At 40.1% G+C, this 20,059-nt stretch carries 16 protein-coding genes; 7 read left to right on the forward strand and 9 right to left on the reverse strand.

Annotated features, from left to right (window positions below; all coding sequences use genetic code 11):
* Positions 1–21 precede the first annotated feature (21 nt).
* Positions 22–627 carry a UPF0323 family lipoprotein gene (locus BN2458_RS04965; protein ID WP_034325722.1) on the forward strand — a complete coding sequence of 202 codons (606 nt, stop codon included), beginning with the start codon at positions 22–24 and terminating at the stop codon, positions 625–627.
* A 1-nt stretch (position 628) separates the two neighbouring features.
* Positions 629–1,804 carry a glutathionylspermidine synthase family protein gene (locus BN2458_RS04970; protein ID WP_034325720.1) on the forward strand — a complete coding sequence of 392 codons (1,176 nt, stop codon included), beginning with the start codon at positions 629–631 and terminating at the stop codon, positions 1,802–1,804.
* A gap of 100 nt (positions 1,805–1,904) precedes the next feature.
* Here the strand turns inward: BN2458_RS04970 and BN2458_RS04975 are convergent, their stop codons facing one another.
* Genes BN2458_RS04975 through BN2458_RS04990 form a run of 4 tightly spaced genes read right to left on the reverse strand, consistent with a single transcriptional unit; the run spans position 1,905 to position 5,435 of the window.
* The gene (locus BN2458_RS04975; RefSeq protein ID WP_052082207.1) at positions 1,905–2,789 is read right to left on the reverse strand and encodes an LPP20 family lipoprotein; all 885 of its coding nucleotides are present in this window, start codon (positions 2,787–2,789) and stop codon (positions 1,905–1,907) included.
* 13 nt (positions 2,790–2,802) lie between these two features.
* On the reverse strand, positions 2,803–3,378 hold the full coding sequence (locus BN2458_RS04980) for an LPP20 family lipoprotein (RefSeq protein WP_034325717.1): 576 nt from the start codon (positions 3,376–3,378) through the stop codon (positions 2,803–2,805).
* Between the two features lie 22 nt (positions 3,379–3,400).
* Positions 3,401–4,012 (reverse strand): penicillin-binding protein activator LpoB, encoded by a 612-nt coding sequence (gene lpoB / locus BN2458_RS04985; RefSeq protein ID WP_034325715.1) that lies wholly within the window; start codon positions 4,010–4,012, stop codon positions 3,401–3,403.
* Positions 4,002–5,435, reverse strand: coding sequence for a hypothetical protein (locus BN2458_RS04990; protein WP_231944727.1), 1,434 nt, complete (start codon positions 5,433–5,435; stop codon positions 4,002–4,004). The genes lpoB and BN2458_RS04990 overlap by 11 nt, the downstream gene beginning before the upstream one ends.
* Positions 5,436–5,602: 167 nt before the next feature.
* Between BN2458_RS04990 and BN2458_RS04995 the strand changes: the two genes are divergently transcribed.
* From BN2458_RS04995 to BN2458_RS05010, 4 genes are read left to right on the forward strand one after another with little or no spacing between them, the layout of a single operon-like run.
* On the forward strand, positions 5,603–7,192 hold the full coding sequence (locus tag BN2458_RS04995; protein WP_052082194.1) for a TolC family protein: 1,590 nt from the start codon (positions 5,603–5,605) through the stop codon (positions 7,190–7,192).
* A complete protein-coding gene (locus BN2458_RS05000; RefSeq protein WP_034325713.1) occupies positions 7,189–8,484 on the forward strand; it encodes an efflux RND transporter periplasmic adaptor subunit in 1,296 nt (431 codons plus the stop codon). Before BN2458_RS04995 ends, BN2458_RS05000 begins: the two co-directional genes overlap by 4 nt.
* Before the next feature lie 8 nt (positions 8,485–8,492).
* Complete coding sequence (locus tag BN2458_RS05005; RefSeq protein ID WP_034325711.1) at positions 8,493–9,284, forward strand: ABC transporter ATP-binding protein; 792 nt, start codon at positions 8,493–8,495, stop codon at positions 9,282–9,284.
* Positions 9,281–10,498 carry an ABC transporter permease gene (locus tag BN2458_RS05010; protein WP_034325708.1) on the forward strand — a complete coding sequence of 406 codons (1,218 nt, stop codon included), beginning with the start codon at positions 9,281–9,283 and terminating at the stop codon, positions 10,496–10,498. Before BN2458_RS05005 ends, BN2458_RS05010 begins: the two co-directional genes overlap by 4 nt.
* A gap of 145 nt (positions 10,499–10,643) precedes the next feature.
* On the opposite strand, the gene BN2458_RS05015 is transcribed toward BN2458_RS05010, so the two are convergent.
* Positions 10,644–12,545 carry a motility associated factor glycosyltransferase family protein gene (locus tag BN2458_RS05015; RefSeq protein ID WP_034325706.1) on the reverse strand — a complete coding sequence of 634 codons (1,902 nt, stop codon included), beginning with the start codon at positions 12,543–12,545 and terminating at the stop codon, positions 10,644–10,646.
* A gap of 39 nt (positions 12,546–12,584) precedes the next feature.
* Positions 12,585–14,129, reverse strand: a complete 1,545-nt coding sequence (locus BN2458_RS05020; RefSeq protein ID WP_034325704.1) for a flagellin B — start codon at positions 14,127–14,129, stop codon at positions 12,585–12,587.
* 177 nt (positions 14,130–14,306) lie between these two features.
* Between BN2458_RS05020 and topA the strand changes: the two genes are divergently transcribed.
* On the forward strand, positions 14,307–16,517 hold the full coding sequence (topA, locus tag BN2458_RS05025) for a type I DNA topoisomerase (protein WP_034343711.1): 2,211 nt from the start codon (positions 14,307–14,309) through the stop codon (positions 16,515–16,517).
* A 59-nt stretch (positions 16,518–16,576) separates the two neighbouring features.
* Here topA and BN2458_RS05030 read toward each other — a convergent pair whose 3' ends face one another.
* From BN2458_RS05030 to BN2458_RS05040, 3 genes are all read right to left on the reverse strand, one after another.
* Positions 16,577–17,632 carry a radical SAM/SPASM domain-containing protein gene (locus tag BN2458_RS05030; protein ID WP_173644077.1) on the reverse strand — a complete coding sequence of 352 codons (1,056 nt, stop codon included), beginning with the start codon at positions 17,630–17,632 and terminating at the stop codon, positions 16,577–16,579.
* A 265-nt stretch (positions 17,633–17,897) separates the two neighbouring features.
* Positions 17,898–18,566, reverse strand: a complete 669-nt coding sequence (locus tag BN2458_RS05035; protein ID WP_231944728.1) for a hypothetical protein — start codon at positions 18,564–18,566, stop codon at positions 17,898–17,900.
* Positions 18,496–20,052 carry a DEAD/DEAH box helicase gene (locus tag BN2458_RS05040; RefSeq protein WP_064504577.1) on the reverse strand — a complete coding sequence of 519 codons (1,557 nt, stop codon included), beginning with the start codon at positions 20,050–20,052 and terminating at the stop codon, positions 18,496–18,498. The genes BN2458_RS05035 and BN2458_RS05040 overlap by 71 nt, the downstream gene beginning before the upstream one ends.
* Positions 20,053–20,059 lie beyond the last annotated feature (7 nt).

Raw genomic sequence — 20,059 nt, forward strand, 5'->3', positions numbered from 1 at the left:
TTTGCAAAAAAAGGAGCGCGTATGAAACATATCCACACAATTAAAAACTACGCAATGGTTGGTGGGCTAGGCGTTATGGCAGTTTTTAGCCTCAATGCCTGTGATGAGGGTAACTCAAATGATTTAAACAGCACTTTGCAAAATAGCCAAAAAAATGGTGCGTTTGTCATCATTGAGGAGCAAATAGATGGCACTTATAAGGTGCTTGAGGAATACCCTAGTGAGCAAACGCGCGTAATGCTTAAAGGCATTAATGGTGAGGAGAGAATGCTCTCTCAAGCGGAGATTGATGAACTCATTAAACAAGAGGAAGTTGCTATTGATAATGGGCAAAGTAGCCTCACAAATCCAAATGGCGGTGGCTTAGGGCTTGGCGGGGCGATTCTAGCAAGTGCGGCAGGGGCGATTCTAGGGAGCTATATCGGTAATAAACTTTTTAATAATCCAAATTATCAAGCTAATCAACAGCGCAATTACAAATCCCCACAAGCCTATGAACGAAGCAAAAATAGCTTTAATAACAACAAAACCGGAACAAGCACAAGCAAAGCAAGTGGCGGTAAAAGCGGATTCTTTGGTGGTAATACATCAACAAGCACAAGCAAAAACAGCACGATGGGAGGCTGATATGAAAATTAGCACACTTTCACTGCCCGATAAAAATGCTTTAGAATCTATGGGGCTCACTTGGCATACAGATGCCGATGACACCTCGTATCTAAGCGATGAGCTTATTCATATCAGCGACACAGAGGCAGAGGCTTACTATGAGGCAGGAAATGAGCTTTATGATATGTTTATAGAAGCTGGAGAGTATGTGATAAAAAACGACTTATTCTTTGAGCTAGACATTCCACCAAGTCTTATTGGTGCGATAAAACAAAGCTGGGAAGAAGATATACATTGGCATTTATATGGGCGGTTTGACTTAGCTGGCGGGCTTGATGGTAAGCAGATTAAACTTTTAGAGTTTAATGCCGACACGCCAACAATGCTCTATGAAAGTGCGCTAATGCAATGGGCATTACTTAAATATAATGGACTTGATGAGATTGCGCAGTTTAATAATATCCATAATGCTTTGAGTGAAAATTTTAAACGTCTCATTACGCTTGAAGAGGACACTTCACGCTTTGAGGAGCTATATGAGGGCTGGAAGATTCTATTTTCTTGTATAACAGAATCTTATGAGGATATTACTACCACGCGCTTTTTAGAATATGTTGCTAGAGAATCTGGCTTTGTCTGCGACTTTGCGCCCATTGATGAAGTGCATTTCTCCCCCACAGAGGGCTTAAGCCATAATGGTGTAAATTATGAATTTCTTTTCAAGCTCATTCCGTGGGAAAATATCGCCATTGATGAGCCTGAACTCGCAGCACTCATAAGTGAAATGATGGAAAATCGCAATAGCATTTTTCTTAATCCCGCCTACACATTGCTTTTTCAAAGTAAAAGAATGCTGAAGATTCTATGGGATTTATTTCCTAATCACCCGCTTTTGCTTCCTGCGAGCTTTGAGCCATTGCCACAGATGAAACAAGTGCGCAAACCTGCCTTTGGGCGCGAGGGTGCAAATGTAGAGATTTTAGACACAAATGGCAAGATTCTGGAATCTAAGTCAGGCATATATGGCAATCACAAATCGCTCTACCAAGCTCACTATGAGCTAAACACGCACAATGGCGCATATTATCAGCCTAATGTATTTTTTGCCTATGAATCTTGTGGATTGGGATTTAGAAAAGGTGGAGCGATTATTGATAATTTTTCAAAATTTGTAAGCCATTATGTCACAAGATAACGATAAAGTTTTCGCTACAAAAAGATAAAATCTACGATATGCAACTAGCAAGATTCAAAACTTGCTAGTAGATTTTTACACTCTGCAAAAGAGAATATAATTAATTTTCTATCCACTCTTGCATTTTCTTATATAGCTGGACACTCACGCGCTTGGTTGCAAACTCAAAGCCCTTATTCGTTTCCTCGCTCACATTTGTGTTAAAAATGGGATTATTACGACAATCTAAAATACTAAAAAGTACATCAATTTTTACACCCTTAGCACTTTGAATTGCACGCACCTCCGCATAAAGTGTATGTGCTGCATCATTTTGAATCGTGTAAAATTCCCCAAGCTCCTTTGCCAAGTCATTGTAGATTCTTGCACTATCTACATTGCTTCTTATGACAAGCTTTGCAGCAGGGAGTGGCATATTCGCGCTTAAAAGAGATTCGAGATTATCCAAAGAGCGAGTTTGCTTTTCTAAAGTCTGCAATAACTGACTATAGAGCCAAAGTTCATTCAAAGCATTCTCTAAGCGCAACTTATCCTTAGCAGAAAGTATCTTGCATTTGCTAAGACTTACTACATTGAGCGTGTTATAAGTATTGTTAAACTTATTTTGAAACTGCGATATAAGCGCACTTTTCAAAATTTTTGCCTGCACATAATGCTGTCCATTTTCAAACTCACTCTTTGTATATTGCACATCACTTAGCTCCATAGCCGCCACATCTAGCTGTATATCACTACTCGCCTTGTGTGTGATATTAGAATCTTGCCTCTGTGTTTGTGTTTTAAACTGAGAACTTACCTGCACACTTAGCTGTGAGCTTATATCATTTAAAGCCCTAGCCTTAGCACTCTCAAGCTTTGATGCACTACCAAAACCTATAAGATACGCACTATCCTGCGTATCTTTTCCATACCACGAGGGCGGTTTTGCACCGCCACCACAGCCCATTAAGAAAACAATGCATAATATTGGAATAATAAAGCGCATATATCACTACTCATTAAAATGAGTTGAAGTTTCTTAAAGCTTCTTGCTTAATATTGCTTGGTAAAAGTTTGTTTTGGTTAATTTGCTTTTTGACATTAGCTTCCAGCTTCGCCTTATTATCAGGGCTAAGCTTTGCAAGGACAAAAATGCGAGTAGCATCTTTATTTATCCAAGTATCCGTTTGCTTCGTGCCACTTAAAATATTAGAAACGCTTTGCTCTGTAATTTGTGAAGCAGCACTTTTCATACTCGCATCGCCAAAATCACTTTTAGACGAAGCTTTTGCTACTGAAATCAAACCTTCCACCTTGACTTCTACTTGTCTCGCAATCTCATCTCTAGCTAGGGCTAAAGCTTCATTACGCGCAAAACCTATATCTCCGCCGACAATCTCCGCGTCTCCTATGGCACTCATATCACCTTGTCCGCCATTAAGCACCCAATTTGGTGCACCCTGAATGCTAAGAGCTTTAAGAGTTTTTTTGTCGATACTCTTTCCGCCAACACCCAGTGCATCATCACCACCACAACCGATTAAAAGAAAGGCTGCTACAACACTTCCTGCTAATAATTTTACCTTTGTATTCATTTTGTCTCCTTTGTTTTAGAATCTACCAACTCACAGAAGATTTCGAACCGACTTTGATGATATTTACTTCATCGTCCCATATAACGGTTCCATCTTTGAGATTGGTAAGTGTAAGTAAGAAAAAGTAATCCACGCGCTCTTTGGAGCGAACTCTCGTATTTTTTTGCACAATCTTGCCAGAAAGCGACATTTCGGCAGATTTGAGAGTGCCTTTTTCTATTGTTGTGCGTTGGTCAAATTCATCATTATCACGCGCCTTTCTCGCCATAGTTATACCCTTTTCAGTCTTTGCACCCTGTGCGAGTGTGAGGACAAATTTACCGCCCTTTCTCATATCTCTTGTAATCTTACGACTAAGCTGGTCTGTATCAATAGTCTGCATTGTATCATTAACCACACCAGAAATCATAAGCACTTTGGGCTTCCCACCACTTGTAATGCTTCTCACCTGAGCACTACTCAATAGAGACTGCACACTATCACTTGCTGCTTTTTCAATATCGTGGTAGTCCAAGCCCATACTCGCATAAGACTGGGATTTTGAAGTATCCACATACTCCGGTCCCCCGCTACAACCAGCTATTAGAAGTGTGCTTAGTGCCGCTCCACATATTGCTAATTTGCTATTCTTCATTCACTTCCCCTTTCAAAATTTGATAGCTTGGATTCTTATCCTTCAAACGCAAATAGATAATATTATCATATTTTTCGCACAAAGTAATAAGTTTCTTTATTTTTTTATGTTTTTGCTCGCTTTTTGTGCAAGAAAATTGCACTTCGTAGAGTGTATTTTCATCTGCCTTGAGCGTAAAATCTAGTGTCTTGTTTGGAATCTGTAGAGCTAGAATGCGATGTGGCAATGCGGTAGAAATGCGTATATCCGCACTATTTGTAGCGACTGAATACATCGCCCCAACCAAAGAACCAATGAGCGCACCTGTCATTCCTAACTGCTCCCCTCCTAGATTACTTAAGGCTGCTTGAGTGCTTGCCTTGATGATAGAAGAAGTAATTGCGCGTGTGAGTATAAAGGGGAGCTTTTGGCTAAATTCATTCGTAAGCACACCTTCCAAATTGCCCACTTCAAACGCTTTAAACTCAAGGTTTTCACTATGAGTTATAGCTTTGTAAGTATTAGCACTTGCCTGTCCTCTTTTTATCTGCGGTATAGAAACACCCGCGTGCAACACCCTAGAGCTCACAATATATGCGGGTAGATCAATTGATACATCTTCGAGTGAGGCACTTCGCCCGTCCTCTATAATAAACCAAGTGTAAGTGGAATTATCTCCTGCTTGACGAGCATTCACAACCTTTAAGTCTTGATTAATTACCTGTGAGCGCGTGATACCATAAGATTCTTTATACAAATCAATCGCCTTTGGATAATCCCCCTCGCTCATAAAAAAGAGGGCTGATACATAGCTTACAGCAGGATTTATAAATCCATCATAAATCACAAAATGAGACAAATTACTATATTGAGATTCCAAAATAGAATCCGTGCTTCTGCTCGTTCTATCCTTATCGATTTGCTTCAGTTGCTGATTTTCGCGCTGTTCCTTATTGCTTTCTGCCATAGCCTTTTGAATATCTTTCCTAAAATACTCTTTCGCGCGTCTTTGTCTATCATTTGCCCGATTAAATTCCACTCGAGCAAGTGCATAATCTCCCATACGCATAGCATTAAGTGCCTTATAATAGTTAAACATCACGCCTTCATAAATATTGCCACGATAAGTTTTAACATTTTCATTCACAAGCACTGCACCCACATTGCCAAACATACCGCCCATTAGCCCCTCACCCTCATATTTGCTAAAGAGCCTCTCACCCTGCTCGAGCAAGGCACTCGTATCATTTTCGGCTAGGACAAATCCACTCATTCCCGCCTGTAAATTCCATAGCACATCGCCATCCTTGCTCGCCTGCGATTTTGCGTAAGTATAAGCCTTTTTAGAATCTCCACCATAATAATGGTTATTAAAAGTTTGTAAAGAGCTATGATGGGAACACGCACTCATAAAAACAATCGCCAGTAATGTAAATGTTATCAATATGTATTTCCTATATCCCATAGCCAATCCCACTATTATCTCACTTAAAAAATATTTAGATAGCATCAAATGTTAATATATTTGTGTTTAAGTTGCCTTGAAATTCACATTAAATTCACATTTTCCGCATATTATACTTATAATTTTAAATCTTATTAAGGATAAAGGTGAAACTACATTTTAAGTTTAATATTGTATTAATTTTTTTCGCATATAGCATATTTATAGGTTGTAGCACAGATATTTCAAGCCTTGAATATGATGTGAAGCAAACACATATCCCGCAATCATTTGAAAATGCCAAGCCCTTTAGCGAGACTTTTTCTATAAAAAATATAGAGGATTCTAAAAATACACAATCTCATAGTGGCACACAAGATTCTAAAGATTGGCAAAATGCAAAAAATACGCAAGATTCAAAAGATTCTACACAATCCACAGAACCCTTTAGTCTTAAAGAATTTAGCACCCTCATTGATGATAAACATTTACATAATCTGCTCCACATCGCGCTTAAAAACAACACAGATGTGCTGATAATGGCTTCACGCATTAAACAAGCACAATCTCAAATGAAAATCAACACCGCTAATATGTTTCCCACCATAAATGTAGGATTAAACTCAAGTTATATAGATAATCGCACACTTTCTCAAAGCACGATTGTGCGTCCAGGAGCAAATTCTATCAACGCAAATATAAGTATGAGTTGGGAGGTTGATTTATTTGGCAAACTCAATGCCTTGCGTCAATCAAGCAAAAAAGCCTATTTGCAAGCACAGAGTAATCTTTCCTCCGTGCAAATCTCCCTCATAGCGCAAGTAGCAACCCTCTATTTCACATTGCGAGAGAATGCACATTCCTTACAAATCGCAAAAGCGACACTAGAAAATTTAGAACAAATAGAATCTATAAACAAACAAAAATACAATCTCGGACTGATTGATATGAATACTTATCAAGGATTTGTGGCAAACACAACCACGCAGAGAAATAACCTCGAAAACCTCTCCTACACATTTGAGCAAAACAAAAATGCCCTACTCGTGCTTCTTAACATTAATGCCGAAAATCTCAAACAAGAAATAAATTTTCTTAGCGAGTATCAATTCCCGCGCATTGCGAGTTTCTATGTGGATAAAATGCCAAGTGATATTTTACTTTTGCGCCCGGATATTCAGGCGAGTATCTATGCCCTACACGCACAACTCTACAAACAAACAAATGCTAAAGCAGCGCGTTTGCCTACCATTTCTTTAAATGGCTCAATAGGTGATATTCTTTATAGCACTAATGCCAATTCTATTGGTTCTATCGTCTTTCAAATAGCCAATTCAATTACCGCACCGCTACTCAATCGCACTTCTTTGAAGCAAAATTATCTTATTCAAAAAGAATTAAGTAATGAAGCATTTTTAACCCTGCAAAACAACATAAACACCGCGCTAGGCGAGATAGAAAATGCGTTTTTTGATATGCAATCTAGAAGCAAACAAACCCAAAACACATATAATATGTATAAGCTAGGACTAGAAGCCTACAAAGGCAATAGCGCGAAAAATGCGCGTGGGCTACTTGATAAAAATGATTTTCTAGGGCTTGAAAATACATATTTCAATCTCAAAAATCAGCTTCACAACGCTAAGACAAATGAGATTCTCTCACTCATCACGCTTTTTAAGGCTTTGGGTGGGAATCTTGCTTTGCAGGATAAAACAAAACAAAATCAAAACTCTACACAAGGACATAAACAATGAATCTTTACCAAGCATTGCAGCCAAAAACTCGCAAGAAGATTCCATTAAAAGTATGGATTATTACTCTCATCATAGTAGCAATCTGTATCGGGGCATTCATCGTGTGGAGAATGATAGGTCCTAAAGTAGAATATGATATGATTAAGCCTATTCGTGGCGATATAAAATCCAGCATTTCAGCCTCTGGATCGCTTTCTCCTGTAAATGAAGTAGAAATCGGCAGTGTTATTTCCGGACTCGTGCTTGAAGTGCTTGTTGATGAAAACGATGAAGTCAAGGTGGGACAGGTATTAGCGCGGATAAACCCAGAGACAATTAATCAGCAAATTGCTAAATTTGAAGCACAACTTTATTCTGCACGAGCACAACTCAAGGCAAGCGAACAAACCTTGGTAGATAAAAAATGGAATTACGATAGACTAAAGGAGCTGTATGAAGCGACAAATGGCTCATCTCCCTCAAGGCTTGAACTACAAAATGCAAAAACAAGCTACACCTCCGCACGTTCTGATGTGGAGATAAAGCGCGCTTCTATTGCCGAGATAGAGACAAGCATTCAAAGCGCGAAAATTGATTTGAAAAATTCCGAAATTGTTTCGCCCGTTGATGGCATTGTGCTTATGCGTAGCGTTGAAGTCGGGCAAAGTGTGGCGGCAAGTTTTCAAGCACCTACGCTTTTTAAAGTAGCAGAGAATCTAGAGGAAATGCAACTCTATGCGAGTATTTCCGAAGCAGATATTGGCAAGGTAAAAGAGGGGCAAGAAGTTGTTTTTACCGTTGATGCGTATCCAGATAGAAATTTTCACGCTAAAGTCAATCGCGTGAATTTTGGCTCGGGCGATGGTAGTAGCTCATCATCAAGCGCGAGCAGTAGCTCAAATATCATCACCTACCGTGCAAAAATCGAAGTGGATAATAAATCCTTGCTTTTGCGCCCAGATATGAGTGCGACTGCTGATATTATCATCGCACAGGCGCAAAATGCGCTCCTCGTGCCAAGTTCTGCTTTGTATTTTGATTTAAATAAATCACTGCAAAGGGCTGGAATGAAAAAAAATACAAGTAGTTCAAATCCTATGTTTGCAGCCGCGCCCACGCGCCCACGCCCACAAAAGCCACAAGTAGATCCTAAGCAAAAATCTCAAGGCAAAAGTAGCACATTGTGGATTCTAAAAAATGGCAATCCTGAATCTGTGAATGTAAGAGTGGGTATCACAGATGGCACATACGCGCAGATTCTAAACGGGATTGATGAAAATACGCAAATTATTACAGGCATCAAAACAAAATAGGCGTATTAATGGAAGATTTTATCATTTTAAAAAATGTGCATAAGACTTATGGTAAGGGCGAGGGTGCATTTGAGGCACTAAAAGGCATAGATTTGCGTATTAATAAGGGTGAGTTTGTCGCACTAATGGGACCGAGTGGCTCGGGTAAATCAAGTCTTGCAAATATACTCGGCACACTTGATGTGGGCACGAGCGGAGAATATTTGTTTTGTGATATTGATGTGTTTAAACTTACTCAAAATCAACGCGCCCTCTTGCGTCGAAACTACATTGGCTTTATTTTTCAAGGATTCAACCTCCTTGCAAGAACCACCGCACTTGAAAATGTCGAGCTACCACTAATGTATCGAGGCATCAAAAAGGCAGAACGTGAAGCGATAGCACTCAACGCACTTGAGAAAGTGGGGTTAAAACAATGGGCTACACACACGAGCGCAAAGCTAAGCGGAGGACAGCAGCAACGCGTAGCAATTGCACGAGCAATTGCTTCAGAGCCACTTTTTCTTCTTGCTGATGAGCCAACGGGAAATCTTGACACAAAGCGAAGCGTGGAAATTATGGAGATTTTACAGGATTTAAATCAAAATCTTGGTATTACAATTCTAATGGTAACACACGAACCAGATATGGCGCAATACGCAAACAGAGAATTGCACTGCTTGGACGGACGATTAATTAATGATGAGAGCCCCATAGCACATATAAGCCAAAGTGAAAATAATCAAAATAATAACAGCACATATGACAAAGAGGGCGAAGATTCTAAAAATACTCTAAGCACAGCAGGAGAAATACAATGATACTCAATGCTTTCATACTCGCACTAAGGCAGATTAGACGCAATTTTTTGCGTGCGTTTTTAACAATGCTTGGTATCATTATCGGCGTGGGTGCGGTCATTGTGATGATTAGCCTAGGAAATGGCACAACAAAGATGATAGGAGATAGAATCTCCTCACTCGGTAGCAATCTCCTGCTTGTCTTTCCCGCACGCGCAATGAATCCAAGTGGTACAAATCTCCGCCGTAATTTTAGCCTACAAGAGGCACAAAATCTCTACTCGCTCACGCAAGAATATATACAGGCATTAGCCCCTATTGCGCAAAGTTCTGTAACGCTACAATATCAAGCACAAAATACCTCCACGCAAGTGCAGGGCATAAATGCGGCGTTTTTTGAGGTAACACAATGGGAAAGTAGTGAGGGGAGAATCTTTGAAGACAATGAGTACCGCGTGGGGAGCAATGTCTGTCTCATTGGTGAATCTGTGCGTAAAAATCTTTTTATACAAGAGAATCCCCTCGGCAAGAGAATCCGCATAAATAGCATTGTATGTGAATGTATAGGTGTTTTAGAATCTAAAGGGCAAGGCGGTATGGGAAACGACCAAGATGATATGATTTTATTACCGCTTAAAACCTTTTTGCGTTCTGTATCGGGGAATAATACATTATTTTATATCAATCGCCTTATGCTACGCACAAAAGACAGTGTAGATTCTAGCGAGATACTACCCGCGCTCACAAATTCTTTGCGTGAGGTGCGCAATGTCCGCGACGGTGAGCGAGACTCATTTGAGGTTATGGATACAAAGCAAATTAGCGAGATTCTCACTTCATCTACCAAAAGACTCACTGCATTTTTAGGTATGATTGCCGGGGTAAGCTTGATTGTGGGGGGCATTGGTATTATGAATATTATGCTTGTTTCAGTAACCGAGCGCACGAGGGAGATTGGCACGCGTATGGCGATTGGTGCTCTCCAAAGCGAAGTGCTGCTACAATTTTTGATTGAATCCATCACCCTTAGTTCGCTCGGTGGGATTATTGGTATTATATGGGCTTTTTTTGCCTCACTTGGCTTAAGTCATTCTATGGAGATTCCATTTATTTTTGATGTGCCAACCGCAATTATCGCTTTTGTGTTTTCGGCATTTATTGGGGTTTTGTTTGGGTATATCCCCGCTAAACGCGCCTCAAGACTTAATCCCATTGATGCCCTGCGACACGAGTAAAGATATAAGTTTCTAAGATAAACATTGTGCTTTAGAATTTAAACGCAATGAGAAATTTTCAAAGGATTATCTTTTAAAATCCATTCAACATAAAGCATTTTATAGGAGTTTCAACGCCTTATTAAATCTAAACCCCTTTCGCACCCTATTCTTCCCACGTTTCTAATGCTTTTTTTACAACTTCAATCACCACATCCATACCACCCGCTAATGAAAATAGCCAGTATTTATGCGCATAGATTAGCTCTGTTTGCTTGATAAGTTTCGCCTCGTGGGTGTTTGTCGGCTTCACAAGCAAACGCGCTATATCCATTTCTTGATGAAATATATATGATTGTATCGCGTCCATAAAACATTCTCTAAATCTCGTCTCACTAAACAAATCTTTCACTTTTTGGATTCTATCAATACATTCTTGTAGCTCTTCTTCTTTAAGCTCCTCTAACCTACCTTCCGTGTTGAGTAGCTCTAGCCTCTCCGTGAGTGCAGCGACTTCTAAAAAGACTTCCTCGACAAATGCCTTATCTTTCAATCCCAAATCAATCCACTCTTGTGCCTTTTGCCGCACCTTTTCTAAATTCGCTTGAGATTCTTGAGCAGTAGGATATTTAAGCTGAATAGGCTTTTTTTTGTGCGTTGTATCGATAAGCTTAATCGCTTCTTTGAACGGAATCTCCTTTGTGCCGTGTATCCGCGCTCCACCCTCTGTGGAATTAATAACCTCGATAGGATAAGGCGTATTGGCAATATCACGCTCATAAAAACTTAAAAATAACTTCCATACCTTAGTAGATTCTACCATTCCACCCCCGCCATATTTCTCTACCAAGATTTTTTGTCCTTTTTCCTCCATTTTTTCTGGGCTAATCTCATTCGCACCATATACTGCATTTTTTGCGTGAGAAGTGCCGTCCTCGCCAAAAGCTAAATCCTGCCCGATGATAATGCAACGTTTGAATCTTGAATGCACGATAAGTTCATACGCCATATTTGCCGCACTCATACCAATACCTATGTAGCCATATTCTGGGATTTTAAAATAATTTGTATAGCCAAATGGGCGCAGGGAATACTGCACTACATCGCCTTTAAGCGCATCTTTTAAACGTTTATGCACGATAGAGGTAATCGCAAAAATTACATCTTTATGCGCCTCCTTTGGCGTATCCTCATAGAATTTCGCCGTCAAATCCACGCGTTCAAGCGAAAACACAAGATCGGGTTTAATGCCCTCTTTTGCGAGGATTGGAAAGGAGGCATCAATGCAAAAAATCGTTGCATAGTCTTGAATCTGCTTAAGGAGTGGAATCTGCTTACTCAGGCTAGGACCGGTGGCTACAATGATAGCGGTATCCCTACCCTTAAGATGTGAGAGTAGCTCAAGCAAAGTTGGGGATTTTACTACATCTGGGAGATTCTGCACGTGATGAGATATACCAATAATAGAATCCTTGCTATCATTACCCACGCTCACAACGCTGTGTTCTATCGCGCGGATAAAAAGTGTATTTATGCTGATATAAAGCTCACTATATGCATTATAGTAGGCATTAAAAAGATGTAAATCATAGAGCTTTGAATAGATTTTAGCATCACGATTTGTAGCAAAGAGCGCATCAATATGCGCAAAATCGCATTCTCCAACCATCAAAAACACAATACGTTTCTCTAAAATCTCCTTACTAAAGTCCATAAAATGCAGGGCGATAAAGAGTATTTCAAGCTCTGGCTCGAGCACCACGACACGTTTTAAAAGCTCATTCTGCAAGAGAATCTTATAAAACACACCATTGCCTAGCCCAAAAAAATACAAATAGGGGTAGTGAGAATAGCCACTAAAAGCACGAATTTTATCATTTATCTCATCAAGCGGATTCTGTGTAAAAAGCGGGGTATTACTGCGTTTATCGATAATGTTGATATTCAAAGGATCATTACCGACAAAGACTTCATAGTGCATATTTGGCTTAAATTTATTAAGCTTTAATGCAAGAGCGGGCGAACGCACCGCCAATGCAGAGAGATTGAGAGAGAAAAAATCTTGCATACTCTACAAACTTTATGCAACTAGACTTAAGCACTTTGCTTATTGAAGTAGTCTAAGCACATTTTGTTGCACGGCATTTGCTTGTGCCATTGCAAAGCTACCGCTTTGTGCCAAAACATTATGCTTAGAGAATGTCGCTGATTCTGCGGCGAAATCCACATCGCGGATTTGAGATTCAGCAGCTTTGACATTAACTTGTGTAACGGAGACATTGTTGATTGTAGCGACAAGCTGCATTTGTGCCGAACCAAGGTCTGCACGAAGTTTGTCAAGCTGAATCCGTGCAGATTCTGCCATATCCATAACCACCATAGCACCTCTAAGGCTTGTAACCCCAGCACCAATACCATCAAAGTGAAGATTGGCTTGAGCGACATTTGGGTTAGCTCCACAAGCAGAGGCTATATTAGCATCCATTTCGCCACGAACATAGCGGAGATTTGCAGTATATTCAGCAATACCTTGTGAAGAGTGGAAACCAATGTGGCTAAAATTCACACCACTCACAATAATATCTCTTGCGTCTGTGCGAATAAGCGTTAAACGCCCAATAATAGCGTGTTCAGTCCCTGAAATCCCCGCAAAGTTTCCGCCACCAAACACTTTGCCGCTATCACCCTCTGTTTGGATAGAAATAGCGCGTCCATCTAAACTTCTTACATTCATACGCCCTGTAATATCAGTGTAGGCTTCAACCCCTGTGCGTTCCTTAATGGTATTAATCGCATTAAGCAAGCGTCCATCGGAGTCGTTTTTGCGCACATCATTGACATTCCCAATAGTTACGCCATTTATCACCAAGCCCCTCACCGTTCCAGAAAGCACCGGCACATCGCCTGTCGCCATAACTTGCCACGCCGCACGCACCCCAAGTGTATCGGAGTATTTATTAATTACTTCGGTTAGAACACCAATACCTGTTCCCGCAGATGTAGAAATTTTAACGGTTTCAGTGTCATAATCGTGCTTTCCATCGACTTGACGAAACTTCAACATCACCTCTGTAAGGTTTGAAGCCGCGCCAGAAGCAAGCATACCCTCACCAGCAAATGAGCCGCTTTCCATACGCACGTGCCCGATTTTATCCGAGCTTGTAGGACCAATAGAAGCTTTCACCGTGGTATTTGAATACGCACCGATTTGAAATTCTTTATTAGAAAATGCACCAGAAAGCATTTGTTGTCCGTTGTAGCTTGTGGTATTAGCAATATTATCAAGTTCTTCTAAAAGGCGGATAATATCACTCTGCAAAGCCTTTCTTGTCTCGGTGCTTTGCCCGTCTTGCGCTGCTTGAATTGCCTTTGTCTTAATCGTATCTAAGATTTTAAGCTGCTCGTCCATTGCTTTATCGGCAACTTGTATAATACCAATAGCGTCATTGGCATTTCTCACAGCCTGTCCCAAACCTTCGCTTTGGCTTCTCAAACTATCAGCAATTGCCATACCAGAGGCATCATCGGCAGCTTTATTCAGTCGTAAGCCCGAGCTTAACTTTTCAAGCGAATTATGGAGGCTTCTATTGTTTTGCACACCAATGGTGTGGGCAGTAAGGGCGGAGATGTTTGTGTTTATCCTAAAACTCATTTTGCATCCTTTGCTAAACTTTATTTCGTTTGTGCCGATAAAGCAAAAGATATTCCATTTTTTATACACGCACTTACTTATTTAAATACCCGCAAAAATGGCGCAAAATATGAATGATATATTTAGAATCTGTGCTAAACTTTTAAAAACAAAGAGAAGCGGTTAAAAAGGGTAAATATGAAAGATTTAATCATCGTAGAATCACCAGCAAAAGCAAAAACAATCAAAAATTTTTTAGGAAACAAATATGAAGTGATAGCCTCTAAGGGGCATATACGCGACTTACCAAAGCATAGCTTTGGCATAGTAGTTGAAGAGCAGCACTTCCAGCCTCAATACAATATAGACAAAGACCATAAAGAGATTGTAGAGAAGATTCAGAATGCAAGTAAAAAGGCAAAGACTACATATATCGCAACCGATGAGGATAGAGAGGGAGAGGCGATAGGCTATCACATCACTCAAGCCCTCAATCGCCCTTATGATGAGTTTCCACGAATCGTATTTCACGAGATTACAAAAAATGCCATTACCCATTCTTTAGAGAATCCTCGCGTCATTGATATGGATAAAGTCAATGCGCAACAAGCGCGGCGATTGCTTGATAGAATCGTAGGCTTTAAGCTCTCACAACTTATGGCGTCTAAGATTCAGCGGGGACTATCAGCTGGGCGCGTGCAGAGCGCGGCATTGAAGATTCTTGTTGATAGAGAGCGTGAGATTCAAGCCTTTAAGCCTACGATTTATTATGTGGTAAGCGCGGAGTGCAATGGTATAGAATCCGAACTTATCACTTATGAGAAAAAGCTAGAAAAGCTCTCTTTGCAAGATTCTAAGAAAGTAGAAGAAATGCTTACACAGATTCAAAGTGAGCAATTCTATATCCAAGAAATTAGCAAAAAAGCCAAAAAATCCCCCACGCCCCCGCCATTTATGACTTCCACACTGCAGCAAAGTGCTTCAAGTTTGCTCGGCTACTCGCCAAGCCGCACGATGAGTATCGCTCAAAGGCTCTATGAGGGCGTGAATACAAGCTTTGGGACTATGGGGATTATCACATATATGCGGACAGATAGCCTTAATATTGCTAAAGAGGCTCAAGAGGCTGCGCGAAAGCTCATTACCCAAAAATATGGTAAAACATATCTGCCTCCTAAACCTAAAAACTACACGACTAAGTCAAAATCTGCACAAGAGGCGCACGAAGCCATACGCCCGACCAATCTTGACTTCACACCAGAACTTGCCAAAGGCTTCTTGAAGCCCGATGAGATTAAGCTTTATACGCTTATTTACAATCGCTTCCTTGCCTCTCAAAGCCAAGATGCGGAGTTTGAAACTCAAAGCATTATCTTTGCGGCAAAAGGTAAAAAGAAAATAGAGTTTAAAGCAAGTGGGCGGCGACTTGTCTTCGATGGGTTTTATAAGATTCTAGGTAGCGATGATAAAGATAAGCTTTTGCCGCCTTGCACGGAGGGCGAAGATGTTGTGTTAAAAAAACTCACTTCAACAAAGAAATCCACCGAAGCCCCAGCACGATACAGCGAGGCGAGTATTATTAAAAGTATGGAATCTTTAGGCATTGGGCGTCCTAGCACCTATGCACCTACAATCGCCCTGCTCGTAGCGCGAGAATATGTCAATGTAGAGAAAAAGCAGCTCGTGCCACAAGAGAGTGCCTTTAAGGTAACAAGTATGCTTGAGGCGCATTTTAATGAGATTGTAGATTCACATTTTAGCGCGGGACTTGAAGATAAGCTTGATGATATAGCCCAAAAAAAGATTGATTGGGAGGTTATGCTTTGGGATTTTTATGAGCCATTTATGAAAAAAATAGAATCTGGCAAAAAAGATATTGCCTCCCAAAAAGTCGCACTCCCCACAGGCGAAATGTGTCCGCAATGTGGCAAGGAGCTTGTGCAAAGGCAAAGCCGATATGGTATGTTTGTCGCGTGTAGTGGCTATCCAAAATGCAAATACATTAAACCTCAAGAATCAGCGGAAAATGACGCGGATTCAAGCCCTGAAGATTTTGGCGTGTGCGAAAAATGTGGCAAACCAATGGTGAAAAAGCACGGCAGAAATGGCGAATTTATCGCGTGTAGTGGCTATCCAAAATGCAAAAACACAAAGTCGCTGCAAAATAAAGCTGCTCCAAAAAGCGTAGAGGGCGTGACTTGTCCGGAATGCGGAGGGGAAATCGTGCAGCGATTTAGCCGCAGAGGAGCGTTTTTTGGCTGTAAGAATTATCCTAAATGCACCTTTATATCAAAATTTCAACCTATCGCGCAAAAATGCGAGGCTTGTGGTGGGGCGATGTGTGAGCGTGAATACCGCAAAAAACAAGTGCGTGAGTGCCTTAAATGCAAAACCCGTGTGGAAATATAAGCCCAAAATTATCTCGCTCTATTTTCTTATCAAAGTAGAGATTTAAAGCGGAAAAAGTTTTAGAGATTAAAAAATGATTCCCTTTCCCTATCAGTGCAGTCAGAGCAGATTTTGGAAATAGAATCTGCATAAAAAGAATGTGCGCAATAATCATTAGAGAATAATTCTCTGCGTAAAATGCTAGATTTTTGAGCAAAAAATATTTCAAATAAATCCTGCGTATTGCAATCTCCAAGTATAAAATCTTTATGAAGTGGCTCATCACTTCGTGTATTACAACAAGGCATTACCAAACCATTATAATCCACATAAAATCTCATTGCCGTATGAAAACAGCCAGAATCTATAATCCTTTTTTGCTTCAATAGCTCCACACTCCCTCCCCGTGATTTTCCTATTATTTGTGGATTCCAAGTGCGATATTCAATGTTGAGATTTGATAAACAAAAACGCACACGATATTCTTGCATAGTGTCATTTATAACTTCATAAGGTAACCCAAGTTTATGAGACATTTTTTTCATTGCTGGGATAATCACTTTTTGCTTATCAAAGCTTTGATTTTTGCCATAATAATATGACATCAATATATTATTTACTCCCGCATCTTGTAATGCTTCAAAATACTCTCTTTGCGCATAGTCACCATTTGTGAAAATCGTAAATTTCGCCTTTGGCAAAAGTTTTCGTGCTTGTGTTACGCGCTTAAGTATCAGCTCACGATTGGCTAATGGCTCGTTAAATCTATGAAAATTAAGGGATTTATCATAATCAATTTCAGCAAGATTCTCAATGATTTTAAGAAATGTTTGTTCGGGCAGTTGAATGCTTGCGCTTTTCCTATCAATGTGCGAATTTGGACAAAACCAGCAAGTGCGATTACAAAAACTTGCAATTTCAATTTCTACAATCTGTAAGTAATGTTTGAGAATCTGCTTTTGCAAAGCCTTGTCTGTGATTGGTGTGCTAAGATTGATGATAGAATTGATGTGATTTTGGAATTTTTGCGTATAGAATCCATCAACATTGGTAAGTTTGCGCGTTGTTGTTTTGAGAAACATTGGACTATGCTTGTAAGCAAACTTTATCGCTCTTTTGGCAATGTTTATAGGCATTGGATTTCCTTAAGAAAAAGATAGCTTTTGGAAATAAGCTTTTCAAAAATTGCCAATTTACAAAAAAACAAATTACAAATATTGCAGAATGGATTTTAAAAGTTTTAAGAAAGCTAAAGTAAGGTTTTACACAGCGGATTCTAGAATCTGCTGTGTAAAATTTGTTTTTAGAATCTTAATTTTAGAGTTATTTCAGTGGCAAGGTATATCCTTGCCACGATAAAATTAATCGCAAAGCATTGCTTTAAAAGTGTCTTAAGAATAACTATATACTAAAATCATAATAGCTTATACTTATCATAATGCTTGAAGTATCAAAACGCTCGTTAATAAGCTTTTTGCTGCGATAATTAAAGCCCTGCGTATAGCCTACACTTAGCCCATAGCCTTTTGCTATGTCAAAAAATAGCTCTGCTCGAGCTACGCCACCATAGATATTATACTGCTCCTTGGGCTCGGGGGTAGCGAGATTACTCATCTCAAAGCCACCGCCAATCAGTCCTATCATACGCCCATTAAAAAATCTATACCCCACTTGTGCCCCCAAAGAAAACGCATAAAGTCCATTTTTCTTTTCCTGCCCGGCTCGTCCGTCAATCCACGCATTCAGCAAAAGCGTTTTTGAATCTAAAAACATAAAACCACGCTTTAGCCCAAAAATAACCGCATTGCGTGTATCCTTATAGTCTTTAAAATTCTGCATTTCCCCGCTTTGGTGCGTAATCGTGGTTTGTACCCCACCAATACTCACTGCCCCAAAGGTGCTATTATCACTCAAAATTGGCGCGGTGGAGAAGTCAAGTCCTTGTGCATAAAGGCAAAAACCCATCATAAGTGGCGTAAGTCTCTTAAATACTCGCACTTTATCCCCAAATACTGCTTGTATAGGGTTGGCTTCTATCAATATCATCGTATCGTTGCTTTTTGCCTCCACCTTTACCGCCCTTATTGTCCTTGTTATTGTGTGTTTTTTGCCTTTGTCCTTTTGCATTTTGCGCTCTTTTATTATTGGGTTTTGATTTTTTATGTGAATGTGATTCATTTTGCAGCTGCAACCCTGCAACCTGCTCTTTACTAAATCCTATTTTTGCATTGGTATTTTTCTCCAAATGCAGAGAAATAAGCTTCAAACAAAGCTGTGTCGTGTCTATTTTATCCTTGAGCTTTTCATAAATCATCAATGATTTATCGCTAATTTTTATCTGTGAAAGCTCTTGTGAAAACGCATCATCACTATATTCTTGCTCAATTTCACACAATGTCAGCTCTGCTTTTGTGATTTGTTTGATATTACTCAAATCCTTGTATTCAAGCGGTGTAGCAAGGGTGATAGCCACGCCTTTCTTTCCTGCGCGCCCGGTTCGCCCGATACGATGCACATAGCTTTCGGGATTTAAGGGAATATGGTAGTTAAACACGTGGCTTACATCGCTAATATCCAACCCACGCGAAGCTACATCGGTAGCGACAAGAATTTCAATGCGCTTTTCTTTAAAAGCTTTCATACTCTCGCGTCTCTCCCACTGCTCCATATCTCCGTGTAATGTAGCGACTTTGAACCCACGACTTGTAAGTCTTTGCGAGAGCGCATCTGCCTCCTTTTTCATACGCGTGAAAATAATACTCTTTGTAGGATTTTGTGTGTCCATTAAGCGCACAATCGCATCATCGCGCTCATACTCATTAATAATATAGTATTGTTGCTCAATATCCTTATTTGTAATATCTGTTGGTGTAATTTTCACAAAAGCCGGTTCATCTAAAATCCGCATAGCGAGTGCCTTAATCGGCTCTGGCATAGTTGCTGAAAAAAGCAAAGTCTGGCGCGTATTTGGTAAGAATGTCAAAATCTCCTCAATATCCTCCAAGAAACCCATATCAAGCATTTCATCACTTTCATCAAGCACGACAATCTTAGGCATAAAGTTGGGGATTCTGCCATTTTTGAGATGGTCTAGCAGTCTTCCGGGTGTAGCTATCATCACTTTGGGTTTTTTTTCGAGTAACTCACATTGTCGCTTGATACTTTGTCCGCCATACATACAAATGGTTTTAATCCGCCCAAATCGCCCAAGCTTTAGAATCTCCTCACTAATTTGCATAGCAAGCTCCCTCGTGGGCGTGATAATAAGTGCTTCAACATCTTTACTATGACTTAGCGCATTCAAAATAGGAATAGCAAACGCCGCCGTCTTACCCGTGCCTGTTTGTGCCTGTGCTACTAAATCCTTACCCCGCAAAACAATTGGTATGCTTTGCTCTTGCACCGGACTAGGCGTAGTGAATCCTGCCTCTTTGATGCCCTTTAACACAAAGTCTTTTAGCTTGAAAGATTCAAAACTCTTTTCGTCTTTTTGCTCCGTCTCTTGCACGTTTAAATCTTGCAAATTTTTAGAATCTTGTGCGTTATTTTTATTCATCTTATCC

Source organism: Helicobacter typhlonius (assembly GCF_001460635.1).
Lineage (GTDB): Bacteria > Campylobacterota > Campylobacteria > Campylobacterales > Helicobacteraceae > Helicobacter_C > Helicobacter_C typhlonius.